Source organism: Nocardioides sp. (assembly GCF_036374615.1).
Classification (GTDB): Bacteria; Actinomycetota; Actinomycetes; order Propionibacteriales; family Nocardioidaceae; genus Nocardioides.
In genome coordinates, this window is record NZ_DASUTK010000151.1 from 1 (window position 1) to 23,278 (window position 23,278).

The following is a 23,278-nucleotide window of genomic DNA, read 5'->3' on the forward strand; positions in this document are numbered from 1 at the left end:
TGTGGGAGGGTGTCGCCGTGAGCTTGCTGGAGTTCGCCGTCGCGGTCGCCATCGCGATCGGCCTGCTCGGCATCCTGGTCCCGATCCTTCCCGGGGCGCTGCTCATCCTCGGGGCGATCCTGGTGTGGGCCACCGAGCTCGGTGAGCGCACCGGCTGGATCGTGCTCGCTGTCGCGACGCTCCTGACGCTGATCGGTGCGGTGGCGAAGTACGCCGTCCCTGGACGCCGGCTCAAGGGGATCGGGATCCCGTCGTCCACCCAGTGGACCGGGGTCGCGTTCGGCCTGGTCGGGTTCTTCGTCGTACCGGTCATCGGGCTGTTCCTGGGCTTCGTGCTCGGCGTGTACGTCGCCGAGCACCGCCGGGTCGGCGGCGCCGCGGCCTGGCCCAGCACGAAGGCAGCGCTGCGTGCGGCCGGCCTCAGCATCCTGATCGAGCTCGCGACCGGCATGCTCGCGGCCGCGACCTGGGTCGCAGGCGTGGTCCTCACGTGATCGCAGTCCTCCTCGCGCTCGGCTCCGCCGCGGCGTACGGCCTGTCCGACTTCATCGGCGGCGTGTTCTCCAAGCGGGCCAGCCCCTGGTCGGTGGCACTGGTCGGCCAGGCGGCCGGCGGCGTCCTGATGCTCGGGGTCTCGCTGCTCACGTCCGGCGATGCCGTGCGGGCCGACTTCGGCTGGGCGGTGCTCGCGGGAGTCGGCAACGGGCTCGGCACGGTCTTCCTCTACCGGGGCCTGTCGTCGGGCCGGATGGGCGTGGTCGCACCCGTCTCGGGGGTCGGCGCGGCGCTGCTGCCCGTGGTCGTCGGACTGGTCGCCGGGGAGCGCCCCGGGGTGCTGGTCTGGTCGGGCATCATCGCGGCGATGCCGGGCATCTGGCTGGTGGCCCGTGAGCCCGCGGCCGAGGACATCACCGGCGCCCGTCCGGTGGGTTCCGGGGTGCTCGACGGGGTTCTGGCGGGCCTCGGGTTCGGCACCCTGTTCGCCGCGCTGGCACAGATCCCCGAGTCGGCAGGGTTCACCCCGCTCGCGCTCAACCAGCTCGTGGCCACCCTGGTGATCGTGGCCGCGGCAGTCGTGGCCCGAGCCGCGTGGGTCCCCCGCTCCCGCGCGGCGTACGCCGGTGCGGCGACCGGTGTGCTCGGCGCGACTGCCACGGGTGCGTTCCTGCTGGCCAGTCAGCAGGGGTTCCTGACGGTCACGGCGGTGCTCGCCTCGTTGTACCCAGCGTTCACGGTGCTGCTCGCGGCGACCGTGCTCCGCGAGCACGTGCACCGGTGGCAGGCGATCGGGTTGGTGCTGTGCGGGGCCGCGGTGGCGCTGGTCGTCGCCGGCTGACCCCCGCACACCGACCCCGTCAGGTCCGTACCGTGGGTGCATGTCCGGTCGGTGGTACGCCGCCCCACGGCTGCCGGTGGTCGCCGCGCTGCTGATGAGCTTCGTGCTGGCCGGGTCGACCGCCGGGTGCAGCGGAGGGTCTGCCGAGCCCGCCTCGGTGCCCTCGAACGCACCAAGAGCGACGACCTCCTCGGACCCAGCAGGCCCGGCGCCGTCGCCCCCGAGCGAGGAGCCGCGGCCCGTCACGCGCGTGCTGGTGGTCGGCGACATCATGCTCGGCCGCGGCGTGGCCACACCCGAGGCACCGGTGCGGCCGCTCCGCTTCGTCGCGGGGCGGGTACGCCGCGCTGACATCGCGATCGGCACCCTCGAGAGCACCTTGTCGGACAACGGGGAGCCGCAGCAGCCCGGGGACGACTCGTTCGCCGCCCCGCCCGGCACTCTGGCCGGGCTCGAACGGATCGGCTTCGACGCACTCTCCCTCGCCAACAACCACACCGGCGACTTCGGTCCGGTCGCGTTCGACGAGACGCTGCGGGCGTTCCGAGGCCGGCGGATCCGGTCCTTCGGCGCCGGGCACGACCTCGCCCGGGCCAGTCGCCCCGCCGTCGTACGCCGCAACGGGGTGAGCTTCGGCTTCGTGGGGTTCAACGCGATCGGCGAGACCCCTCGAGCGGCGCCCGGCTCGGCCGGCGCACTGTCGGTCCGAATGCCGCCGCGCACCGGCCCGCTCCAGCGGGCCGACCTCGACCACGTCACCGGCCTGGTGCGCCGGCTGAGCGCCCGCGTCGACGTCGTGATCGTGCTCCCCCACTGGGGAACCCAGTACACGCACGCCCCGGAGCCGGTCCAGTCGCAGGTCGGCCGGGCGCTGGTACGGGCTGGCGCGGACCTGGTCGCGGGCGGTCACCCGCACTGGGTGCAGGGTCTCGAACCGGTCGGTCGCGCCGTGATCGCCCACTCGCTCGGCAACTTCGTCTTCGACATGGACTTCATGGAGCAGACGATGGAGGGCGTGATGCTGGTCGCGACGTTCCGCGGCGACCGGCTGGCGGGCGTCCGGCTCGAGCCCTACCGGATGGGTCCTGACTTCGCGCCGCGGCGGGTCGAGGGAGCCGTGGCCGAGGGCATCCTCGCGGACGTGCGCTCGACGAGTCGAGGGCGGTTCCGTTCACCCTGACGGCGCCAGCCAGGCGAGGAGGAGGCGTCCGACCTGCTCGAGCTGGTCAGGGTCCACGACCGACGGCACGTCCGCGGCCGAGTGATACCCGGCGTACGGCGTGCTTCCGAGCCTCGCCCCCGGCAGCCCCTCCCGGACGAACGACCAGTGGTCGCTGCTGCGCTGGAACGGGTCCGGAGTCGTGGGGACCCCCGCACGCCGCCCGGCCGCGAGCAGGGCGCGCTGCACCGGGTCGGACTCCGCTGCGGAGCCCACCGGCACCTGCTCCCCCACGCCCACCCGGTCCAGCGCCACCATGCCCCGGACCGCACGCCGCTGCGCCGAACCCAGCGAGGCGACGTAGGCCCGTGAGCCGTAGTGATGGTCGGCGTCGGTCGGGCCGCGGGGCTCTTCGGCGCCGAACGCCACCCAGACGACCGGCAGCCGGGTCTCGCGCTCGGCCGCCGCGGCCGCCGCCGCGAGCAGCACCCCGACGCCGGAGCCGTTGTCCTCCGCGCCCGGCGCCTGCGGAACGGTGTCGAGGTGAGCACCGACCACCAGGTGCGGTGCGGTGGGGTCGAGTGCCGGGGGCGTGGCGACCACGTTGACCGAGCGGCCGGCCGGGACGGGCACTCCCCAGGAGACGCCGGCTGGTGCCGCGAACGACTGCCGCCGGACCCGGTAGCCGAGACTCTCGAGCTCCCCGGAGACCCAGACGGCGGCCCGGTCGAACGCCGCACTCGTGCCTGGTCGGGGTCCGATCCGCCCGGCCAGGTGCTGCACGGCACCCTGCGCCCGGCGTACGTCGAAGTCGGCCGGCCGTACCGGGACGGGGTCCGGCGCGGGCTCGGTCGGAGACGTGGAGGAGCCCGGCGTCGGCTCCGTCCGATCCGTGTCCGCCGTTGACGAAGAACTCGTCGGCGGGGCGGCCGGCCCCTCTGGGTCGTCGAGGCTGCAGCCAGCCGCGACCGCGGCGAGCGCCAGCGCGGCGGCGAGCAACGGTGCGCGGGGTCCGGTCACTCGACGCAGAACTCGTTGCCCTCCGGGTCCTGCATGACCACGAGGTCCTCGCCCGGTGTGAGGACCGTGGCGCCCAGCGCCTCGAGCCGGACCACCTCTTCGGCGATCGTCCCCGGTGCCCGCAGGTCGAAGTGGACCCGGTTCTTGGCGCTCTTGGTCTCGGGAACGCGCACGAACCACATGTTCGGCCCGCCCCAGCCGGGCGCCTCGACGAAAGCCCGATCCTCGGTGGAGTCCTCGTCGACGTTGGATCCGAGGGCAGCGGCCCAGAAGTGCGCCGCCGCAAGCGGATCACCGCAGTCGAACGTCACGGACTTGACGAAGCTGGGCACAGGCTCAGGGTACGGCGCGAGCGCGCACAAGCACGGCTCGGCGGCCGTCCTTGTCAGTCGGACCGTGGTCAGTACATCGCGTGCTTGGCGAGGCGACGACCACCACGACGTGCGTCGCGTTGCGACGAGCCCGCGACGTGCCGCCCTTGCGGACGGTAGAAGCGATGGTGGTGGACCCAGACGACCAGCATCATGACGGCCAACAGACCTGAGAAAACGACAACGGGCAGCATGGCCCCTCCCCCCGGACGACGACACCCCCCGTGCCGTCGTACTGCCCGAAGCGTAGGGCCACGCGACTCGCGGACGCCGCAAAATCTCCGGGTGGTCCAGCCCTCCGGCCCGGATGGACCAGAGCGGCTAGCCCGTTCGGGTGGTGCCGGAATGCCGCGGCGTCAACGCCTCGCCCACGCGATCTACACGTGCAGGAAACGGCCTGTCGTGGAGCCCTCGCGCGCCCGCGGACTGCTAGCGTCCATGCGCACAACCCCCGTCGATCGGAGAGTCACATGAACACTCGCACCATCGCCCTCGTCGCCCTGGTCCTGGTCGTGATCCTGATCCTGTTCCTCGTCCTCTGACGGACCGGAGGCGTTGCGCGCAGGCGGTCTTCCCTCAGTCGAGGTAGTCGCGCAGGACCTGTGAGCGGCTGGGGTGGCGCAGCTTCGACATGGTCTTGGACTCGATCTGCCGGATCCGCTCACGGGTGACGCCGTAGACCTTGCCGATCTCGTCGAGCGTCTTGGGCTGGCCGTCGGTGAGGCCGAACCGCATCGACACCACGCCGGCCTCGCGCTCGGAGAGCGTGTCGAGGACGGCGTGCAGCTGCTCCTGGAGCAGCGTGAACGACACCGCGTCGGCCGGCACGATCGCCTCGGAGTCCTCGATCAGGTCGCCGAACTCGGAGTCGCCGTCCTCGCCGAGCGGAGTGTGCAGCGAGATCGGCTCCCGGCCGTACTTCTGCACCTCGATGACCTTCTCGGGCGTCATGTCGAGCTCGTGGGCGAGCTCCTCGGGAGTCGGCTCCCGACCGAGGTCCTGCAGCATCTGCCGCTGGACCCGGGCCAGCTTGTTGATGACCTCGACCATGTGCACCGGGATCCGGATGGTGCGGGCCTGGTCGGCCATGGCCCGGGTGATCGCCTGCCGGATCCACCAGGTCGCGTAGGTCGAGAACTTGTAGCCCTTGGTGTAGTCGAACTTCTCGACCGCGCGGATCAGGCCGAGGTTGCCCTCCTGGATCAGGTCGAGGAAGAGCATGCCGCGACCGGTGTAGCGCTTGGCCAGCGAGACCACGAGCCGCAGGTTCGCCTCGAGGAGGTGGTTCTTGGCGCGGCGGCCGTCCTCGGCGATCCACTCCAGCTCCTCGGTGAGCTTGGCGCTGAGCTTGCCGCCCTTGCCGAGCTTCTCCTCCGAGAACAGGCCGGCCTCGATCCGCTTGGCGAGCTCCACCTCCATCTCGGCGTTCAGCAGCGGAACCTTGCCGATCTGCTTGAGGTAGTCCTTGACCGGGTCGGCGGTCGCGCCGGCGACGGTGACCTGCTGCTCAGGCTCACCGCTCTCGTCGGCGTCGGAGACGACGAACGAGGCCTCCTTCTCCTCCTCCTTGAGGGTGGGGTCGGTGGCGACGTCCTTCTCGAACTGCTCGTCGGGGAGGTCGGGCAGGATCTTCTTGCCGTCGGGACCGATCACGACGGTCTCGACGTCCTCGGTCGTCGCGGGCTTCGCCGAGGTCTTCTTGGCGGCGGTCTTGGCAGCGGTCTTGGACGCGGTCTTCGCAGGGGTCTTGGACGCGGTCTTGGCGGCAGGCTTCTTGTCCGCGGTCGCGGTCTTCTTCGCGGCCGGCTGCGCGTCGCTCTTCTTGGCGTCCTTCTTCGGCGCGGTCTTCTTCGCCGCTGGCTTGTCGGTCGTCTTCTTCGACGTCGACTTGGCGTCGGCCTTCTTGGCTGCCGGCCTGTCAGCCGCCTTCTTGGCGGGAGCCTTCTTCGCGGCCGACGAGGTGCTCGTCCGGGTGCTGCTCGCCGCGAGGGCTCGAGACGCGACGGGCATGCTGACCGTGATGCCCAGACTGCTCAGGTGTGCCAGGAGCGCCTTGAGGTGACGGCCCTCGACCGCTGCGTCCTCACTGGCCCGCCTGACCTCGTCGGGGGTGATACTGCCATTCGGTTGACCTCGCTCGATGAGAGCCAGCACGGCGGGGTGTGCCAGCACCTCGGCGGGAAGCTGCTTGCGCGCGTTCGAGGACACGAACACCTCTCGTCAGGGGCTATGGGCGCGGCAAGGCCCGGTGTCGTCAAGAGCCGCGATCGCCATTGTGCCACGCGGCCGAAGCGGGATCAGAACCGGCGCACCCGTCTGACGCCGGCACGTCGACCCGTGTCAGCGCGCAGCCTTCGCCGCGGCCTTCATCTCCTTCTTGTGGTCGCGAACCTTCTGCAAGGACGCCGCGTCGACGACGTCGGCCACCGACCGGTAGCCGTCCTCGGCGTACGCCCCGACCACCTGCTCCCAGCCGTGCGGCCGGACGCCGAGCTGCTTGGCGAGCAGCGCGACGAAGATCTGGGACTTCTGCTTGCCGAACCCAGGCAACGCCTGCACCCGCTTCAGCAGGTCCTTGCCATCGCTCGCCTCGGTCCAGATCCGTGAGGCGTCACCGTCGTACCGGTCGACCACGATCCGCGCGAGCTCCTGCAGCCGGGCGGCCATCGATCCCGGGAACCGGTGGATCGCGGGCGGGGTGGAGCTGAGCTCGGCGAACCGCTCGGGGTCCGCGGCAGCGATGTCGGCCGGCTCGATCGAGCCGAACCGGTCCAGCACCTTCGCCGGACCGCGGAACGCGTGCTCCATCGGGTACTGCTGGTCGAGCATCATCCCCACCAGCAGTGCGAACGGGGAGTCGGTCAGGACCTGGTCGGCGTGTGCGTCACCGGTGATGTGGATCGCCATACGAGCGAGTATCCCGCACGTCTTCTCCGGCGGCAGCCCACGGCCGGTCCGTCCGCGCGTGCTCGACCGCCCAGTCGAGGGCGAAGTCGGCGACCGCCTCCCAGCCGGGTGCGGCGCAGGTCCAGTGGTCGCGTCCGGCGAACTCGTGGTAGTCGGTGACCGCCGGCGACTTCTTGTAGTGCTTCGCGTTGGAACGGTTCACCGACGGCGGCATGATGTGGTCCTTCTCCCCCGCGATGAACAGCAGCGGGGCCCGGTCGGCGTCGTAGTCGACCCAGGTGTCCTGGTGACCGGGCTTGAAGTTCGCGAACAGTCCGAACTCCCACACCCAGTTGCCCGGCGCCGGGATCGCGTACCGCTCCCACACCTTCCGCGACTCCTCCTCGGTCAAGGTGTTGGTGAAGGCGTAGTGGAACTCCTCGGGCGTGAAGCCCACCGCCTTGTGACGGTTCGCCGGATTCTTCAGGGCGGGGAACAGCGACTTCGCCTGCGACAGCGGGTTCACGCGGACACCCTCGGTGGGCGCGGAGTCCACCACGACCCCGGCGGAGCCGAGGCCACGTGCAAGGAGCAGCTGGGTGAGAGTTCCGCCGAACGAGTGGCCCATGATGATGGGCGGCGTGGCCACCGACTCGATGACCTTCGCCAGATGGTCGACCGTGTCCGGCACGGTCAGATCGGCGATCGTCTGGGGGTTCTCGCGGAGCGTCTCGACCTCGACCTCGAAGCCGGGGTACCCGGGCGCCAGCACGGAGAACCCCTTGCTCTCGAAGTGGCTGATCCACCCCTCCCAGCTGCGGGGGGTCATCCAGAGTCCGTGGACGAGGACGACGGTGTCGGGCTTGCTGACGGGTTGGTCGTTCATGGTCGGCTCCTGTTGTCCGCGGATGTGAGCACCGGTCCGAACGATGGTCCTGCCCGGATCCGGCCCCACGCGATACCTCGGTAGGCGATCGGGCAGTGTCGGGCCATTTCCGTGCACCCTGAGACGCCCGAATCTCGCTAGAGTTCGGTGCGTCGGAGGCTCGGGATCACCCGACCACTCGACCCGCCGGCCTCAGGAAAGGGCTGTCATGCTCGTCTTCGACAGTGCCTCGCTGCCTGTTCGCGAACGCCGCGGCGCGATCGTGGACTCCGTGACGAGCGCGACCTCGGCCTCGTTCATGACACCCGACTACGGCGGCGAGCGCCTGCACCTGCACATGACCCGGTGGGACCTCGGGGGCGTGGAGGTCTTCGACACGCAGTGCTCCGCACACACCTTGCGGCGGTCCCCACGACGCGGCGACGGCGACGACGAGTCGATGCTGGCCTTCACGTGGGGGCTCAAGGGGCTCGGTTCGCATCGCCAGGGAGACCATGAGCTGGCGCTGCGTCCCTCCGACGTCTGGGCCACGAACCTGTCCGAGCCGTTCGTCCACCGGGTCAGCGACACCTGGACCATCACGGCCAAGGTGCCCGCGCACCTGCTCGGTGTACCGCGCGACGTCGTGGCTCCCACCCTCGAGCACGTCGGCAAGAGCCCGCTGGCACCCCTGTTCAGCCACCACATGACCGAGGTCCGCAGGGTCGGCGACGAGGTCAACGCCGCGGCCGCGGCCTCGCTCGGCACCGCGACGGTGGCGCTGGCCCGCGCACTCCTGGCCAGCGTGTCCGGCGATGACCGGCTCGGTCGGGAGGCCCTCGAGGACGTGCTGCTGCTCCGGGTGAAGGCGTTCGTCCGCGAGCATCTCGCAGACCCCGGCCTGGACCCGGAGGCGATCGCCGCGGCCAACCACGTGTCGTTGCGTCAGCTCTACAAGACCTGCGCCCGAGCCGGCCTGCGCCTCGAGCAATGGATCATCGAGCAACGGCTCGAGCGCGCCCACGAGGAACTGGCGCGAGTCTCACCCACGGGAGACTCCGTGGCCGCTCTCGCCCACCGGTGGGGGTTCAGCAGCGCGTCACACTTCGCCCGCCGGTTCCGGGCGACCTACGGCCTCTCGCCGCGCGAGTGGCAGGCGGTGAACCGAGCTGCGCAGGCCCCGACAGAGGGTGCCGGGAGCCCCGGGCAGGACTGAGCTCCGTCAGCCCGCCTTGACCGCCAGCACCGGACACTTGGCGTCGAGCAGGATCCGCTGCGCGTTACTGCCCAGGATCAGCTTGCCCACGGGCGAGCGGCGCCGAAGTCCGATCACGATCAGCTCGGCGTCGGCGGCCTCGGCGATGCTGATCAGGTCCTCGGCGGGCTCGAAACCACGCACCAGCTGGCGCAGCTCGTGCTCGACGCCGGACTCCTCGAGCAGCTTCCCGATCCGCTCCATGTCCTTGTCGGCCTTCACCGAGGCGTCGTCGTCGAACTCGCTCCCGCCGCGGTGGGAGTTGACCACCACGATCTTGGCGCCCCGCAGCTTCGCCTCCGCGATTCCGCTGTTGAGGGCCGCCTCGCCCTCCGGCTTCGGCACGAAACCCACCACGACGGTCCCCATTGACTCTCCTCAGCTCGGCTGTGGCCGGACGGCCCTGGTCTGCACGCTACCGAATCGGAGCCCCCACCGGCAGCCTGTGGAGGACCGGTCGGTACGTGGCCACGATCAGGCAGGCTGATGGCGTGCCGCTGTTCGAGGATCCGCTGCCCCGTCCCGCAGCCCTGCTGCTGCGGGAGGCCGTACGCCGACACGCCGGCGGCGAGCACCGGCGGCGGTTCGCGCCGGTGCTGCACGTGGGGCGGCCGGGCGGGCGCGAGCTCAGCGCGGCCGCCGCGCTCAGTGGAACCGATCACGCCCTGCGGTCCGATGTCTGCGCCGCGCTGCTGGCGCGGACGACCCGGGAGGCGCACCTGGTCTGGTTGACACGTCCCGGCGAGCTGGAACCCCAGGACGTCGACCTGGCCTGGCTCGCTGCGGCGGCCAGCGCCTACGCCGAGGCCGGCCGCGACCTGACCTGGGTGGTCGTGACCCGGCACGGCTGGTGGGACCCTCGCAGCGGTCTGCGGCGGCAGTGGCAGCGGATCCGCGGCTGAGCGGGCCCACGCCTGGCAAAGGCCGTCAGTCCCAGGTGTGGACCGGCTCGTTGGTGTGCATGTTGACGCGGTACTCCTCCAGCGTCGCGCGGAGTGCGTCGTAGCGGTCCAGGTCCGACCGGTCGTGCATCCGCCGTACGAACCACTCCGCTCCGTTGCTACCCGTGAGGCAGCGCTGCTCGATGATCCCCAGCATCCGGTCCGCCTCCGCGGTCGGCACGCCCCACTCCGCCAGACCCTCGTAGGCCATCGGCAGCAGCCGCCGCAGCACCAGCTCGGAGGTCGGGACCTGCCCGACGCCGGGCCAGTAGACCTGGGAGTCGATGCCGTGCTCAGCTGCGGCGTGGAAGTTCTCCTCGGCGGCCGAGAACGACATCTGCGACCACAGCGGCCGCTCGCTCTCGGCCAGGCCGCGCACCAGGCCGAAGTAGAAGGCAGCATTCGCGAGCAGATCGGCAACCGTGGGCCCGGCCCCGAGGCAGCGGTTCTCGACCCGCAGGTGTGGAACGCCCTCGACGGTGTCGTAGACCGGCCGGTTCCAGCGGTAGATGGTGCCGTTGTGGAGTCGCAGCTCGTGGAGCTCGGGCGTCCCACCGGTCTCGAGCACCTCGAGCGGGTCCTCCTCCTCGGTGATCGGGAGCAGGGCCGGGAAGAACCGGACGTTCTCCTCGAAGAGGTCGAACACCGAGGTGATCCACCGCTCGCCGAACCACACCCGCGGCCGGACCCCCTGCGCCTTCAGCTCCTCGCTGCGGGTGTCGGTGGCCTGCTCGAACAGCGGGATCCTGGTCTCGCGCCACAGCTCACGGCCGAGCAGGTACGGCGAGTTGGCCCCGACCGCGATCTGGATCGCCGTGATCGCCTGCGAGGCGTTCCAGTACTGCGCGAACTGGTCCGGCGAGGTCTGCACGTGGAACTGGGTGCTGGTGCAGGCCGCCTCCGGGACGATCGAGTCCGCGGTCGTCTTCAGTCGCTCGCTCCCCGTGATCGCGATCGAGATGTCCTCGCCTCGGGCCGACATGATCTGCTCGCTCAGCAGCCGGTAGCGCGGGTTGGGCGTGATGCTGTCGAGGGAGAGGTGCCCCTCGGCGAGGGTCGGCAGGATGCCGATCATCACCATGTGCGCGCCGACCTGGGCGGACTTCTGCTCGGCCGAGTTGAGGCTCTCGCGCAGGGTCTCCTCGAAAGTCGACAGCCCGCCCTCGCGCAGCTTGACCGGGGGGACGTTGATCTCGATGTTGAACTGGCCGAGCTCGGTCACGAAGCCCGGGTCCGCGATCGCCGCGAGGGCCTCGGCGTTGCGCAGGGCCGGGTCGCCGTTGTCGTCCACGAGGTTCAGCTCCACCTCGAGGCCGGTCATCGGGTCGTCGGTGTCGAAGCGCGCCTCACGCAGCATCCGGGCGAACACGTCGAGGCAGCGGCGGACCTTCTCCCGGTGCCGGGTGCGATCGGCGCGGGAGAACTCCTGTGCGGCAACCTCTTCACCCATGCGCTGACACTAGGGAGGTTTCGCGCCCCGGGCGAGCCCCCTCACGATGCGGAACCCCGGACCGGTCATGACGCGAACCCCAGCGCCTGGCGGGTCGACTCCCATTCGTGAGGCGGGAACGCCGCCTCGAGCAGGTCGCCGACGACCTGCGCCAGCCGCTGCTCCGGGTCTGCCTCCAGCGCCCGGTCGACCGCGCACCACGCCTGAGCGCCGTCACCGCTGAGCCAGCTGTAGAACGCGAGCACGGCGGCCGCATCGCCCACCAGGTCTTCCGGAGCGCACCTCACCAGGTCGGCCCAGAAGCGCACCGCTGCCGACGCCTCGCTGCGGTCGGCTCCGGTCCAGACGGTCTCGCGTACGTCGGTCAGCGCGATGGTCACCAGCAGCCGAGCGGCGTCCGCGGGTGACGGGCTGGTGCCGGTCTGGGCATGTCGGTCCCCCTGCGCCCGGACCCAGTCCGCACTCGCGGGTGGCTGCGGCCGGGCGGCGTCCACCTCGGCCACCCTCGCCGGTTGGGGGCGAAGGGCCGCGGCCAGGTCGTCGCGGCTGCTGTGGACGACCCGCCCCTCCACCACGGCCGCGACCACGAACGGGTGGCTGTCCACGTCGTAGGGCACCCCGATCACCGTGAGATCGGATCGGTCGTGGTCGAGCGGGTACCACCGCCGGCCGTCGGTGCGCAGTGCCTCGGCCACGCTGATGTCGGCCCGGGTGAGACGGCGCACCAGGCCGCGCAGGCAGCGCCGGCCCAACCGGTCGTGGCCGGTGTACGCGACGAGCACCACGCACCGGGCACTGGCCCGCCGCAGGGCCACGAGCAGCTGGACGGTGAGCTGGTCCAGGACCGACTCGAGCTCGTTTCCCGAGCAGTCGGGACCGGGCAGGTCGAGGCGCGCCTGGAGCGGATGGCGCCCGCCGGCCGAGATCAGGACGATCGAGTCGTGCGGCTCGAAGCCGAGCACGACCCGGACCGCAGCGAGCACGTCCTCGGCGCTACGAAGCGTCATCGGACCGGCGGACTGGTCGACCGGGCGGACGAACGGGCCGTCCTCCGGGGTGGCGGGAGAGGTCATGCGATCACGGTCCCCGCTGGCGCCGACCACGGAGCCGCCGCGGGCACCCGACGGTGGAGAAACTCTCCCGAACGCGACCTGTGGACGGTCGGCGGCCCCCAAGGTCACCAGCAGGTTGCCGGAGGTGGCCAGTAGTTTGCAGGTCATGCGCGCGGACGCCTCGGTGCTCCACCTCGACCTCGACGCGTTCTTCGCGGCGGTCGAGCAGCGCGACAAGCCTTCGCTGCGGGGCAAGCCGGTCGTCGTCGGCGGGGTCGGCGGCCGGGGCGTGGTCTCCACGGCGTCGTACGAGGCCCGTCGCTACGGCATCCGCTCGGCGATGTCGACCCGCGAGGCCCGGGCGCGCTGCCCGCACGCCGCGTTCCTGAGTGGGCGGTTCCACGCCTACCGCGACACCAGCCGCGCCGTGATGGACCTGCTGCGCGGGGTGTCACCACTGGTCGAGCCCCTCTCGCTGGACGAGGCGTTCGTCGACCTCGCGGCGGCCGGACTGCCCGACGTCGAGGTGCCGACGGTCCGCGCATTCGCGGAGCAGCTGCGCTCGCGGGTGGTGGAGGTCACCGGCGGCCTGACTGCATCGGTGGGGATCGGTACCTCGAAGTTCATCGCCAAGGTCGCCAGCGACCTGGACAAGCCCGATGGCCTGGTCGTCGTCCCGCCCGGAGGCGAGCAGGAGCTGTTGCGCCCGATGCACGTCAGCGTGATCCCCGGCGTCGGCCCGGCCACCGTCGAACGGCTCCGGCGCGCCGGCATCCACACCGTGGCCGAGCTGGAGTCGGTGAGCGTCGAGGAGCTGGTGCGGCTGCTCGGACGCTCCCACGGCACGGGGCTGCACGCGTTCGCACGCGCCGAGGACGACCGAGCGGTGGTCCCCGAGCGCGAGACGAAGTCGGTGTCGGTCGAGGGCACCTACGACGTCGACCTCACCGACCGGAAGCTGATGGAGGGTCTCCTGACCCGGCAGGCGGGGCAGGTCGCGGAGCGGCTCCGCAAGCACGGGCTGTCAGGTCGCACCGTGACCATCAAGGTCCGGCTGCACGACTTCACGACCCTCAGTCGGTCCTCGACGCTGCCGTCCCCCACCGACCGGGCCGTGGTGATCGGACGTCTCGCCCGCGGGCTGCTCGCCGAGCTGGACACCTCCGGCGGCGTACGGCTGCTGGGGGTGGGGGTCTCCGGCCTCGCCGACTGGATCCAGGAGGACCTCTTCGGCGACGACGGCGAGGACGACGAGCCGCTGCCCGAGGTCGAGGCACCGACCCTGCGCCGGTCGTCCTGGGCGCCGGGGATGGACGTCGAGCACGACGACATGGGTCGCGGCTGGGTGTGGGGGTCGGGCCGCGGTGTGGTGACGGTGAGGTTCGAGACCGCCCTCACCGAGCCGGGTCCGGTGCGGTCGTTCCCGGTCGACGACCCCGCGCTGCACGTGTGGCAACCCCCGGCCGAGCCGGAGCCGGAGCCTGGCGAGGCCGTGGGTTGACTGCGTCACTCGGCCCGGTCCGCGGGTTTCGAGACGCGCGTCACTCGGCCCCTCGCTGCGCTCGGGTCCGAGTCGACGCTCCTCAACCTCCGCGCCCGACGTGCGCCCCTCATTGCGTTCGGGGCACACTGGGCTCGGAAAAGGGTGAGGGGCCCTTGATGGTATGAGCATCAGGGGCCCCTCGGCTTTGACCGGTAAGTGACGCCCGATCGATCGATCCGGCCGTCCAACCCCGCCGCCCCCGTCACCGGGCCGACGCGGCGAGCAAGCTCGCCGTGCAGATCATCTCTCCGATTCGATCCCCAGCTCCCCGCAAGCGGCGAGTTGGTAGGGAGAGTTCTACGGGCCGCTAGACCAGCTGCGCAAGGGGTTCGGCCAACTATTTCCGACATTTCTCAGCTGTCCACAGCAGGACGCCGAGACTCCACAGGCTGGGCCGGTTCCTCCACAGGTTCACGAGGTTTCTGTGGAGTGAGGACGGGCGAGGTGCTCCTCCTCCACCGCGTAGCCGAGCCGCTCGTACAGGGACCGTGCGTGAGCGTTCGGGCCGAAGACGTTGAGCCCCAGCCAGGGCAGGCCGGCCGCCCGGGTCCACCGGGCCGCGTGCACCATCGCCGCGGCTCCCAACCCGTGGCCGCGCCAGGCCGGGTCGACCTCCACGTCGTACACCCACGCCTGGGTGGGCCACCGCCGGCAGACCCACAGGACCCCCGCCCGCTCCCCCGCGTGTCGCACCGTGAACAGGTGCTGCCCCTCCCCCGGTCGACCACCCGGCAGCAGCGCGTCGAAGGACGCCTCCGAGGTCTTGCGCGCCAGCTCAGCGGACTCGCCGGCCTCCTCACGCGAACGCGCGTACGACGCCACCGCAGCCGCTCGGTAGTCGGTGACCTCCTGCTCGGTCATGGGCGTGACCTGCGCGCGGTCGGCCAGCTCCTCTCCCGGAACCGCGCCGGTGACGTCGAGCCGCATCGTCGTCGCGGTCAACCGGAACGATCCGTCGGCGACGAACGCCTCTCGGCTGGGCTCGCCGGGCAGCACGCTCGTCGCCAGCGGCGACCCGGCGAGCGCGGTCGCCACCTCGCGCAGCGCGGCTACGCTCCCGGGATCTCCCGGCTCGTACGCTCTGACGTCGAGCACCGGGGTGTGCTCGCCGTCCGGCCCCAGCCAGACGAAGCCGACCGCGGTGCGCACGAGCCGCGACCCGCCGAGCAGCTCGCGGACCAGGTCGCGTGCCGCGGTGCGCCCGCTCCCAGCGTCGGGGTAGCGGTACCGCAGCCGCCAGTGCCACTGCCGCTCGGCGAGCTCGGCGACCAACGGATCGTCGGGATCGGTGACGTGCTCCTGAGGAAGGTCGCTCACCGATCGCACTCTAGATTGAACGACATGACGCAGCCCCTCCTCGCCCCACCGGTCGCGGACCGCCGGCCGGTCACCACCACCCACCACGGCCGAACTCGGGTCGACGAGTACGACTGGCTGCGCGACAAGGACGACCCCGACGTTCGCGCGCTGCTCGAGGCCGAGAACGAGCACACCCAGGCCGCCACCGGCCATCTCGCCGACCTGCGCCAGCAGATCTTCGACGAGATCAAGGCCCGCACCCTCGAGACCGACCTGTCGGTGCCCACCCGCAGTCGCGGCTACTGGTACTACGGGCGCTCGTTCGAGGGCCGCGAGTACGGCGCCAGCTGCCGGGTGCCGGTCGCCGACCCCGCCGACTGGACCCCGCCCCAGCCCGACGAGGACTGCGCCCCCGACCAGCCTGCGCTGCCGGGCGAGGAGCTGCTGCTCGACCTCGACCAGCTCGCCGACGGTCACGACTTCTTCTCCCTCGGAGGATCCTCGGTCAGCCCCAGCACGCGACTGCTCGCCTACGCCACCGACGTCACCGGGGACGAGCGCTACACGGTGCGGGTGAAGGACCTCGACGCCGGCGAGCTGCTGCCCGACACGATCACCGGCGTGCTCGGCGGCGTCACCTGGCACCCCGACAGCGGGTCGTTCTTCTACGCCACCGTGGACGAGACCTGGCGGCCCGACAAGGTGTGGCGGCACCGGCTGGGCACCGCCCAGGCCGACGACGAGCTGGTCCACCACGAGGCCGACCCCCGCTTCTGGACCGGCGTCGGACGCAGCCGCAGCGACCGGTTCGTGCAGGTGGTCTCCAGCTCCAAGATCACCTCCGAGGTGCGGCTGCTCGACACCGAGCGCCCCGACGCCGGGTTGTGGGTGTTCGCGGAGCGCGAGGAGGGGGTGGAGTACGGCGTCGAGCACGCCGTCATCGCCGGCGAGGACGTGCTGCTGGTGCTCCACAACCGCACCGGGCCGGACTTCGAGCTCGGGACCGCGCCGGTCGCCCCGACCCCTGGCCAGGAGTGGCGACCGCTGATCGCGCACGACCCCGCGGTCCGGCTCGAGGACGTGGACGCGTTCTCGGGGCACCTGCTGATCCACCAGCGCAGCGCCGGCCTCACCCAGCTGCGGCTGCTCACGCTCGGTGACGACGGGGTGAGCGATGACTTCCTGGTCGAGTTCGACCAGGAGATCTACACCGTCGGGTCGGCCGGCAACCCCGAGTTCGACGCCCCGGTCGTCCGGGTCGGCTACACCTCGATGACCGTGCCCTCGTCTGTGTACGACTTCGACGTCGCGTCGCGACGGCTGACCCTGCTGCGGCGGGCCCCCGTGCTCGGCGGCTACGACCCGGCCGACTACCAGGAGCGGCGGCTCTGGGCCGACGCCGAGGACGGCGAGCGGGTACCGATCTCGTTCGTGTGCCGTCGCGGTGCGACCGACGCCGGGCCGATCCCGGTGCTGTTGTACGGCTACGGCGCCTACGAGGCGTCGATGGACCCCTACTTCTCCATCGCCCGGCTCTCGCTGCTCGACCGGGGCGCCGGATTCGCTATCGCCCACGTCCGCGGCGGCGGCGAGATGGGGCGGCGCTGGTACGACGAGGGCAAGCTCCTTCACAAGCGCACGACCTTCACCGACTTCGTGTCGTGCGCTCGCCATCTGGTGGCCGCGAGGATCACCCGGCCCGACGTCCTCGTCGCCGAGGGAGCCAGCGCCGGCGGGCTGCTGGCCGGCGCCGTGGCCAACCTGGCGCCCGAGGCCTTCGCCGGCGTGGTCGCCGGCGTCCCGTTCGTCGACAACCTGACGACCATGCTGGACGCCTCCCTGCCGCTCACCGTCATCGAGTACGACGAGTGGGGCAATCCCGAGGCCGACGCCGAGACCTACGACTACATCGCGTCGTACGCGCCCTACGACAACGTCGCGGCCGTCGACTACCCGCCGATCCTCGCGGAGTGCTCGCTGCACGACACCCGGGTCCTGTACGTCGAGGCCGCCAAGTGGGTCGCCCGGCTGCGCGCCACCGCCGTCGGGCGCCGCCAGTTCCTGCTCAAGACCGAGATGGCGGCTGGGCACGGCGGTGTCTCCGGGCGCTACAAGTCGTGGCACGACCGGGCTTTCACTCTCGCATGGGTGCTGGACCGGATGGGGCTCGCGTGAGTGGGTACAGGGGCGGCCACGAGGCGGTGGAGGTCCACCCCTGAGAACTCCCTGAGAGTTGGCCGGAAAGGCAACTTCTGACCCTGCTCACCCGTCGATCCAGACAAGAGCTCCGAACCCTCGGTGGGAATCCACAGAGCCTCGTGAGCGTTGGAAGAGACGAAGGAAGGGGGCTGCACCATGGCGACACGAACCGCGACCGCCGGGGCCCGCGAGATCGAGGGCCGCGACAGCGTCGGGCTGTACCTCGATGAGATCGCGCGAAACCCGCTGCTCGACGCCGCCACCGAGGTGGAGCTGGCCAAGACCATCGAGGCAGGGCTGATGGCCCAGCACCTGCTCGACACCGGCCGGATCGCCCGTGCCAAGGGCGGCGCCCCCATGCGCGCCACGCGTGAGGAGCTGGAGTGGCTGGCCGAGGAGGGTCAGCGCGCCATCGACACGTTCATCACGGCGAACCTACGTCTGGTGGTCTCCATCGCCCGGAAGTACGGCCGCGCACAGATGCCCATGCTGGACCTGATCCAGGAGGGCAACACCGGCCTGATCCGCGCCGTCGAGAAGTTCGACTACGCCAAGGGCTACAAGTTCTCCACGTACGCGACCTGGTGGGTCCGGCAGGCCATCACGCGAGGCATCGCGCAGCAGGCACGCGTCGTGCGCCTCCCCGTGCACGTCGTCGAGGAGCTGAACCAGGTCGGCGGTGCTCGCCGCACACTCGAGCGCCAGCTCGGCCGCGACCCGGAGCCGGAGGAGATCGCCACCGAGCTCGGGATGGACGTCGAGCGGGTCCTGGACCTGCTCTCGTGGGGTCGCGAGCACGTCAGCCTCGACTCCCCCGTCGACGAGGACGGGGACACCTCGCTCGGCGACCTGATCGCGCAGGAGAGCACCCCGGGGCCCGACCTCGACGTGCTGGACCACGAGGCCCGTGACCGCCTCAACGCGCTGGTCGGCAAGCTCGACGAGCGGTCGGCCGACATCATCCGCTCGCGCTACGGCCTGGTCGACGGACGCCAGCACAAGCTGGCCGACATCGGCATCAAGCACGGAATCTCCGCCGAGCGGGTGCGCCAGCTCGAGCGGGAAGCGCTCAACCGGCTGCGTCGGCTCGGCGACCCCGACCTGGCCGCCTGACCAGGCAGCCGAAGCAGCCCCCACCCGGTCCGGCGTGAGTCCCTCACGCCGGATCGGCTTGTGTCACGGCGGCCACCAGCCCCAGCAGCCGGTGCCCGCGGTACGCCTTCGCCGTCAGGTAGCGGCGGTTCGCCGATGACAGGTGCAGCCCGGTCGGCAGGCTGTCCTCGACCGCCACGCCTCCGGCGCGCAGCTGGGCCGCCTTGTCGGGGTTGTTGGTGAGCAGCTGCACGCGGTCGACGCCGAGCCCGAGCAGCATCTGCGCCGCCACGTCGTACAACCGCTCGTCGCCGCCGAACCCGAGCGCCTCGTTGGCCTCGAACGTGTCGAGTCCGCCGTCCTGCAGCGCGTAGGCGTCGATCTTGTTGTAGAGCCCGATCCCGCGGCCCTCCTGTCGCAGGTACACCAGGTAACCGCCCTGCTCGCTGAGCCGGTCCACCGCCTCGGCGAGCTGCGGTCCGCAGTCGCAGCGGGCGCTGCCCAGGACGTCCCCCGTCAGGCACTCGCTGTGAACCCTGACCAGCGGCACCCGTGAGCCGGGCGGCCCGGCAACGCAGTCGCCGAGCGCGACCACCACGTGCTCGCGGCCGTCGGCCAGCCCGTCGAACGTGTGGAGCACACCGTCGACCACGTCGCCCCCGGATCGTCGCAACGGCAGCCGGACCCGGCGCCGGACGGTGGCCGGTGACACCCGGTGGCACACGGGATCCGTGACGTGCTCCGGCACGCGATCGGTCATGGCTCTCTCCTTCACGACGCCTCGGCTCCGGTGAACGCGTAGCGCAGCAGCACCACGTCACCCATCTGGCGGGTCTCGGCGAGCCGCGCCCGGTGGCCCGCGTGCCACGGGAACGCGCCCGCCCCCACGAAGCGGTGCGCTCGTGGGTCTCCGACGAAGAACGGGGCGACGACGAGGTGCAGCTCGTCGGCCAGCCCCGCGGTCAGGAACTGGGTATGGATCTGTCCGCCGCCCTCGACCATCAGGCGACGTACGCCGCGCCGCCAGAGGTCGTGGGCCAGGTCGAACATCTCCACTCCGTCACCCGCGTCGACGACCGCCGCGACGGCGCCCAGGCGGGCCCGCGCCTCCGCGACGGCTCCGTTGTGGCAGTAGACGACCTTCTCGCAGTCGCCGGTCGTGAAGAAGTGGGCGGCCGGGTCGAGCCGGCCGCCACGCGTCACGGTGATCTTCATGGGCTGCTCGGAGAGCCCCCGGGCCCGCCGGCACTCGCGCAGCTGCTCGTCGCGGACGAGCAGCCGAGGGTTGTCGTGCCGGACGGTCTCCGCCCCGACCAAGATGGCGTCCGCCTCGGCCCGGACGGCGTCGACGCGTCGCAGGTCGTCCTCGTTCGACAGCATCAGCCGCTCGGGGGTCGCGGCGTCGAGGTAGCCGTCGATCGAGACCCCACAGCTCAGGATCGTGTACGGACGCTCAAGCACCGCTCCGCACCTCCGTCTCCTGCGTCGAGGCGACCGCGGGCCGCCACGCGCCCACGAGGAGCACCACCGCTCCCGGCAGCACGGCGACGACCACCATCACACCGAACGCGACACTCGTCGCGAGTCCCTGCTCCGCCCCCAGCCCGGCGGCCGCGAAGGCCCAGGCCGCCATGCCCTCCCGTGGCCCCCACCCCGCCAGGTTCGCGGGCACGGCGGCGGCGACCAGGACCAGGATCGCCAGCGGCACCAGGCTCGCCAGCGGCGCACTCACGCCGACCGCCCGAGCCGCGACGACGTACGTCGTCACCAGTCCGGCCACCACCACGACCGACGACGCCACCACGCCCGGCCAGACCCGGCGGTCGCGCAGTCCGGCGAGGTCGGTGCGCAGCGTCGACCAGCCGTGGGCCAGGACCCCCAGCACCACCAGGGCCACGACCAGGACGGTCAGGAGCCCCGGCAGCGAGGCCCGCACCGGCGAGGGCAACACCACCAGCACCAGGACCGCCACCGCTCCCTGCACGAGCTGACCGAGCGTCCGTTCCCAAGCGACCGAGCGCAGGCCGCGCGACACGTCGTCGATACCGCGGCCGTGGTCCAGAGCACGGTGCACGTCGCCCAGCACACCGCCCGGGAGCACCGAGTTGAGGAGCTGGGCGCGGTAGCAGGCGGCCGTCGCCCGGCGCAGCGGCAGCTCGACGCCCAGCCCGCGTGCGACGAGTCGCCAGCGCCACGCCGCGGCCACCGTCACCGGTACGCCGAGCGCTGCACCGAGCGCGAGGGTCTCGGCGTCGAGCGCCCGCAGCCCGCTGACGAACGGCTCGGTGCCGACCCACCACGCCAGAGCGCCGAGCACCGCCGCCCCCGCCACCCACCCCCATCTCATGCGGCCACCTCCTCGAGGACCCGCGCCACCTGACGCCCGGTGGCGGGCCAGCCGGCCAGCTCGACCCGCCGTCCGCGGGCGGCGGCCCGGAGCCGACGGCGCAGCAGGTCGTCGGTGAGCCAGCCGCGCAACGAGCGGGCGAGCGCCACCGGGTCGTCGGCCGGTGTCAGGACGCCCGGCAGCCGTCCGTCGGGGGCGGTCCCCACCGCCTCCGACACGCCACCCACGTCACATGCGAGGACCGGCAGCCCGCGGGCCAGCGCCTCGGTGAGCACCATCCCGTAGGTCTCGGTCCGGCTGGGGTGCACCAGCACGTCGGCCGCCGCGTACGCCGCCGCCAGCCGCGCGCCGGTGAGCGGGCCGGTCAGCTCCACCCGGTCGCCGAGACCGGCCGCCCGGAGGGTCGCGCGCAGCCCCGCGACGTACGCGGGGTCGCGGTCCTGGGAGCCCACGCACACGCACCGCCAGCGCAGGTCCGCGACCTCCCCGAGCGCCCTGACGAGGAGCTCCTGCCCCTTTGCCGGCACCACCGCGCCGACGCACAGCAGCGCGCCGCCCTCCGGGGTCCCGACCGCAGCCGGCGCGGGATCCACCCCTGGAGCGGCGACGTGCACCCGGGACGGGTCGAGCCGGTGGCGGGACAGCAGCCACCGGCGCGTCCACCGGCTGGTGGTGACGACCGCCGTCGCCGAGCGGAGGACGGCGGTCTCGCGCTCGTCGCCGAGCGGCATGTGCACGAGCACCACCGTCCGGAGCCGGTCACTGGCCGGCACCACCTCCTCGGGAGCCGCGAGGGCCACCAGCCCGTCCAGCAGCACGCGGGCCCCGTCGGGTGACCCGGCCAGGACGGCCGCCAGGTGCAGACGTGACTCCGGGTCGGCCCGCGGCCAGTCACCAGGGACCAGCTGCAGGTCGACCGTCCACCCGGCGGCCGCCAGCTCCTGGCGCACCCGACGGTCATAGGTGTTGCCCCCGCTGGGGCGGCGGGGGTCTCCGACGGCGTCCGGGACGACCATCGTCACCGCGGGGGCCATCCTCAGACCGCCCTCTCGTAGCTCGCCCGCGCTACGTGCGACTCGTGCAGGGTGACTGTCAGCCGGCTCACCCTGCCGCCGCCGAGCCCGGCCGGTCCCACCTGCTCGGCCAGTCGGTCCGCGACGTGCTGCGCCAGCACCTCCGTCGTGGTGTTGCGGCCCGCGAACCGGTCGTCGTCGTCGAGGTTGCGGTAGCCCAGATCGGCGACCACCGCCCGCAGCGCGCCGGCGGCGAGCCCGATGTCCAGCAGGATCCCGTGGTCGTCCAGGGTGCTGCCGAGGAACGTGGCGTCGACGAGGTACGTCGCGCCGTGGAGTGCCTGCGCCGGGCCGAAGACCTCGCCGCGCAGGCTGTGGGCCACCATCATGTGGTCGCGCACGCTCACGCTGAACACGGCAGCCCTCCGTCTTCGTAAGTCACGTAGTGGCACAGGGCCGGCAGCTCACCGCTCACCAGTCGTGGCAGCACCGTCGGCAGGTCGGCGAAGGCGGAGCCACCCGTCACCAGCTGGTCGAAGGCCGGATCGCGCAGCAGCTCCAGCGCGAGGCGGAGTCGGTCGGCGGTGCTCCGTCGTCCCCGACGCGTCGCGGCCACCACCCCCACCTGGCTGCCGCGGATCGTCAGCCGCCCGGAGTGGAAGGCGCCTCCCAGCGCCAGGGTCGTCTGCGAGTCGCCGTACCAGCTGAGCTCGATGACCGTGCCCTCCGGCGCGAGCAGGCCGAGCGACCGCTGCAGTCCCTGCGACGTGGCGCTGGTGTGCAGCACGAGGTCCAGGTCGCGCGGAGCGACGTCCGGGAGTGCGAAGTCGGCGCCGAGGGCGGCTGCCACCACGGCCCGGCTCGGGTCGATGTCGACGAGTGTGACCGAGACGCCGGGGATCGCGACCAGCAGCCGCGCGACACAGCACCCGAGAGCGCCTGCACCGACCACCGCGATCCGGTCTCCCAGCAACGGCGCCGCGTCCCAGAGCGCGTTGACCGCGGTCTCGACCAGGCCCGTGAGAATCGCCCGACGGGCGGGGACGTCGTCCGGGACCACCGTCACCGCCGAGGCCGGGACGACGTACGCGGTCTGGTGCGGGTGAAGGCAGAAGACGGTGCGGCCGAGCAGCGTCGGTGGTCCGACCTCCACGACCCCCACGTTGAGGTAGCCGTACTTCACCGGGGCCGGAAAGTCCCCCTCCTGGAACGGCGCCCGCATCGCCGACCGCTGCGACTCCGGGACCCGTCCCGAGAAGACCAGGGACTCGGTGCCACGGCTGACGCCGGAGCAGACCGTTCGGACGAGCACGTCCGCGGGGCCGGGGGACGAGAGCCGGACTGGCCGGATCTCGCCCTCCCCCGGTTCCCGCAACCAGAACGCCCAAGCCTCCCGCTGCATCCGACCACCCATTCCTGCCCCGGTGAACCGGAGCGGCGCCTCGACCGT

Annotated in this window: 23 protein-coding genes; 8 read left to right on the plus strand and 15 right to left on the minus strand. The window is 71.9% G+C overall.

What is annotated here, in order from left to right:
* The 3 genes from VFZ39_RS11695 to VFZ39_RS11705 form a co-directional block, all read left to right on the plus strand.
* Positions 1-494, plus strand: a 494-nt coding sequence (locus tag VFZ39_RS11695; protein WP_330865931.1) for a DUF456 domain-containing protein, incomplete at its 5' end; no start/stop codon positions are given.
* The gene (locus VFZ39_RS11700) at positions 491-1,336 is read left to right on the plus strand and encodes a DMT family transporter (RefSeq protein WP_330865932.1); all 846 of its coding nucleotides are present in this window, start codon (positions 491-493) and stop codon (positions 1,334-1,336) included. The genes VFZ39_RS11695 and VFZ39_RS11700, both read left to right, overlap by 4 nt.
* Before the next feature lie 40 nt (positions 1,337-1,376).
* Positions 1,377-2,516 (plus strand): CapA family protein, encoded by a 1,140-nt coding sequence (locus tag VFZ39_RS11705; RefSeq protein WP_330865933.1) that lies wholly within the window; start codon positions 1,377-1,379, stop codon positions 2,514-2,516.
* Here VFZ39_RS11705 and VFZ39_RS11710 read toward each other — a convergent pair.
* The 5 genes from VFZ39_RS11710 to VFZ39_RS11730 form a co-directional block, all read right to left on the minus strand.
* Entirely contained in the window at positions 2,508-3,515 is a 1,008-nt protein-coding gene (locus VFZ39_RS11710; RefSeq protein WP_330865934.1) for a M28 family metallopeptidase, read from the minus strand. The two genes, VFZ39_RS11705 and VFZ39_RS11710, sit on opposite strands and share 9 nt — an antisense overlap.
* Positions 3,512-3,847 carry a VOC family protein gene (locus tag VFZ39_RS11715; protein WP_330865935.1) on the minus strand — a complete coding sequence of 112 codons (336 nt, stop codon included), beginning with the start codon at positions 3,845-3,847 and terminating at the stop codon, positions 3,512-3,514. The genes VFZ39_RS11710 and VFZ39_RS11715 overlap by 4 nt, the downstream gene beginning before the upstream one ends.
* A gap of 615 nt (positions 3,848-4,462) precedes the next feature.
* Entirely contained in the window at positions 4,463-6,094 is a 1,632-nt protein-coding gene (locus tag VFZ39_RS11720; protein WP_414690286.1) for an RNA polymerase sigma factor, read from the minus strand.
* A 132-nt stretch (positions 6,095-6,226) separates the two neighbouring features.
* Complete coding sequence (locus VFZ39_RS11725) at positions 6,227-6,793, minus strand: HhH-GPD-type base excision DNA repair protein (RefSeq protein ID WP_330865937.1); 567 nt, start codon at positions 6,791-6,793, stop codon at positions 6,227-6,229.
* Positions 6,771-7,658, minus strand: a complete 888-nt coding sequence (locus VFZ39_RS11730) for an alpha/beta hydrolase (RefSeq protein ID WP_330865938.1) — start codon at positions 7,656-7,658, stop codon at positions 6,771-6,773. The genes VFZ39_RS11725 and VFZ39_RS11730 overlap by 23 nt, the downstream gene beginning before the upstream one ends.
* 208 nt (positions 7,659-7,866) lie before the next feature.
* On the opposite strand from VFZ39_RS11730, the gene VFZ39_RS11735 reads away from it, so the two are divergent.
* The gene (locus VFZ39_RS11735) at positions 7,867-8,853 is read left to right on the plus strand and encodes a helix-turn-helix domain-containing protein (protein ID WP_330865939.1); all 987 of its coding nucleotides are present in this window, start codon (positions 7,867-7,869) and stop codon (positions 8,851-8,853) included.
* A 6-nt stretch (positions 8,854-8,859) separates the two neighbouring features.
* Here VFZ39_RS11735 and VFZ39_RS11740 read toward each other — a convergent pair whose 3' ends face one another.
* On the minus strand, positions 8,860-9,261 hold the full coding sequence (locus VFZ39_RS11740; protein ID WP_330865940.1) for a universal stress protein: 402 nt from the start codon (positions 9,259-9,261) through the stop codon (positions 8,860-8,862).
* Between the two features lie 122 nt (positions 9,262-9,383).
* Between VFZ39_RS11740 and VFZ39_RS11745 the strand changes: the two genes are divergently transcribed.
* The gene (locus tag VFZ39_RS11745) at positions 9,384-9,794 is read left to right on the plus strand and encodes a hypothetical protein (protein WP_330865941.1); all 411 of its coding nucleotides are present in this window, start codon (positions 9,384-9,386) and stop codon (positions 9,792-9,794) included.
* A gap of 25 nt (positions 9,795-9,819) precedes the next feature.
* Here the strand turns inward: VFZ39_RS11745 and VFZ39_RS11750 are convergent, their stop codons facing one another.
* Positions 9,820-11,283 (minus strand): glutamate--cysteine ligase, encoded by a 1,464-nt coding sequence (locus VFZ39_RS11750; protein WP_330865942.1) that lies wholly within the window; start codon positions 11,281-11,283, stop codon positions 9,820-9,822.
* 65 nt (positions 11,284-11,348) lie between these two features.
* The gene (locus tag VFZ39_RS11755; RefSeq protein WP_330865943.1) at positions 11,349-12,356 is read right to left on the minus strand and encodes a DUF4192 domain-containing protein; all 1,008 of its coding nucleotides are present in this window, start codon (positions 12,354-12,356) and stop codon (positions 11,349-11,351) included.
* A gap of 145 nt (positions 12,357-12,501) precedes the next feature.
* Here VFZ39_RS11755 and VFZ39_RS11760 point away from each other — a divergent pair, with 145 nt between their 5' ends.
* Positions 12,502-13,836 carry a DNA polymerase IV gene (locus tag VFZ39_RS11760; RefSeq protein WP_330865944.1) on the plus strand — a complete coding sequence of 445 codons (1,335 nt, stop codon included), beginning with the start codon at positions 12,502-12,504 and terminating at the stop codon, positions 13,834-13,836.
* 453 nt (positions 13,837-14,289) lie between these two features.
* Here the strand turns inward: VFZ39_RS11760 and VFZ39_RS11765 are convergent, their stop codons facing one another.
* Positions 14,290-15,195 carry a GNAT family N-acetyltransferase gene (locus VFZ39_RS11765; protein WP_330865945.1) on the minus strand — a complete coding sequence of 302 codons (906 nt, stop codon included), beginning with the start codon at positions 15,193-15,195 and terminating at the stop codon, positions 14,290-14,292.
* Between the two features lie 24 nt (positions 15,196-15,219).
* Here VFZ39_RS11765 and VFZ39_RS11770 point away from each other — a divergent pair, with 24 nt between their 5' ends.
* Both VFZ39_RS11770 and VFZ39_RS11775 read left to right on the plus strand, forming a co-directional pair.
* Positions 15,220-17,352: a S9 family peptidase gene (locus VFZ39_RS11770; protein ID WP_330865946.1), complete on the plus strand. Its 2,133-nt coding sequence runs from the start codon at positions 15,220-15,222 to the stop codon at positions 17,350-17,352.
* 180 nt (positions 17,353-17,532) lie between these two features.
* Entirely contained in the window at positions 17,533-18,489 is a 957-nt protein-coding gene (locus VFZ39_RS11775) for a sigma-70 family RNA polymerase sigma factor (RefSeq protein ID WP_330865947.1), read from the plus strand.
* 43 nt (positions 18,490-18,532) lie between these two features.
* On the opposite strand, the gene VFZ39_RS11780 is transcribed toward VFZ39_RS11775, so the two are convergent.
* From VFZ39_RS11780 to VFZ39_RS11805, 6 genes are read right to left on the minus strand one after another with little or no spacing between them, the layout of a single operon-like run.
* Positions 18,533-19,228, minus strand: coding sequence for a GTP cyclohydrolase II (locus VFZ39_RS11780; protein WP_330865948.1), 696 nt, complete (start codon positions 19,226-19,228; stop codon positions 18,533-18,535).
* Positions 19,229-19,239: 11 nt separating this feature from the next.
* Entirely contained in the window at positions 19,240-19,929 is a 690-nt protein-coding gene (locus VFZ39_RS11785) for a RibD family protein (protein ID WP_330865949.1), read from the minus strand.
* A complete protein-coding gene (locus VFZ39_RS11790) occupies positions 19,922-20,815 on the minus strand; it encodes a lysylphosphatidylglycerol synthase domain-containing protein (protein WP_330865950.1) in 894 nt (297 codons plus the stop codon). The genes VFZ39_RS11785 and VFZ39_RS11790 overlap by 8 nt, the downstream gene beginning before the upstream one ends.
* Positions 20,812-21,831, minus strand: a complete 1,020-nt coding sequence (locus VFZ39_RS11795; protein ID WP_330865966.1) for a glycosyltransferase family 4 protein — start codon at positions 21,829-21,831, stop codon at positions 20,812-20,814. The genes VFZ39_RS11790 and VFZ39_RS11795 overlap by 4 nt, the downstream gene beginning before the upstream one ends.
* Before the next feature lie 20 nt (positions 21,832-21,851).
* Positions 21,852-22,235 carry a 6-carboxytetrahydropterin synthase gene (locus tag VFZ39_RS11800; protein WP_330865951.1) on the minus strand — a complete coding sequence of 128 codons (384 nt, stop codon included), beginning with the start codon at positions 22,233-22,235 and terminating at the stop codon, positions 21,852-21,854.
* Positions 22,232-23,230, minus strand: a complete 999-nt coding sequence (locus VFZ39_RS11805) for a zinc-binding alcohol dehydrogenase (protein WP_330865952.1) — start codon at positions 23,228-23,230, stop codon at positions 22,232-22,234. Before VFZ39_RS11805 ends, VFZ39_RS11800 begins: the two co-directional genes overlap by 4 nt.
* Between the last annotated feature and the right edge of the window lie 48 nt (positions 23,231-23,278).

Coding starts and splice junctions, on each gene's coding strand:
- VFZ39_RS11790 (WP_330865950.1), bottom strand. CDS start 20,815: ATGAGATGGGGGTGGGTGGCGGGGGCGGCGGTGCTCGGCGCTCTGGCG.
- VFZ39_RS11725 (WP_330865937.1), bottom strand. CDS start 6,793: ATGGCGATCCACATCACCGGTGACGCACACGCCGACCAGGTCCTGACC.
- VFZ39_RS11795 (WP_330865966.1), bottom strand. CDS start 21,831: ATGGTCGTCCCGGACGCCGTCGGAGACCCCCGCCGCCCCAGCGGGGGC.
- VFZ39_RS11740 (WP_330865940.1), bottom strand. CDS start 9,261: ATGGGGACCGTCGTGGTGGGTTTCGTGCCGAAGCCGGAGGGCGAGGCG.
- VFZ39_RS11705 (WP_330865933.1), top strand. CDS start 1,377: ATGTCCGGTCGGTGGTACGCCGCCCCACGGCTGCCGGTGGTCGCCGCG.
- VFZ39_RS11770 (WP_330865946.1), top strand. CDS start 15,220: ATGACGCAGCCCCTCCTCGCCCCACCGGTCGCGGACCGCCGGCCGGTC.
- VFZ39_RS11780 (WP_330865948.1), bottom strand. CDS start 19,228: ATGACCGATCGCGTGCCGGAGCACGTCACGGATCCCGTGTGCCACCGG.
- VFZ39_RS11760 (WP_330865944.1), top strand. CDS start 12,502: ATGCGCGCGGACGCCTCGGTGCTCCACCTCGACCTCGACGCGTTCTTC.
- VFZ39_RS11755 (WP_330865943.1), bottom strand. CDS start 12,356: ATGACCTCTCCCGCCACCCCGGAGGACGGCCCGTTCGTCCGCCCGGTC.
- VFZ39_RS11735 (WP_330865939.1), top strand. CDS start 7,867: ATGCTCGTCTTCGACAGTGCCTCGCTGCCTGTTCGCGAACGCCGCGGC.
- VFZ39_RS11730 (WP_330865938.1), bottom strand. CDS start 7,658: ATGAACGACCAACCCGTCAGCAAGCCCGACACCGTCGTCCTCGTCCAC.
- VFZ39_RS11775 (WP_330865947.1), top strand. CDS start 17,533: ATGGCGACACGAACCGCGACCGCCGGGGCCCGCGAGATCGAGGGCCGC.
- VFZ39_RS11805 (WP_330865952.1), bottom strand. CDS start 23,230: ATGCAGCGGGAGGCTTGGGCGTTCTGGTTGCGGGAACCGGGGGAGGGC.
- VFZ39_RS11750 (WP_330865942.1), bottom strand. CDS start 11,283: ATGGGTGAAGAGGTTGCCGCACAGGAGTTCTCCCGCGCCGATCGCACC.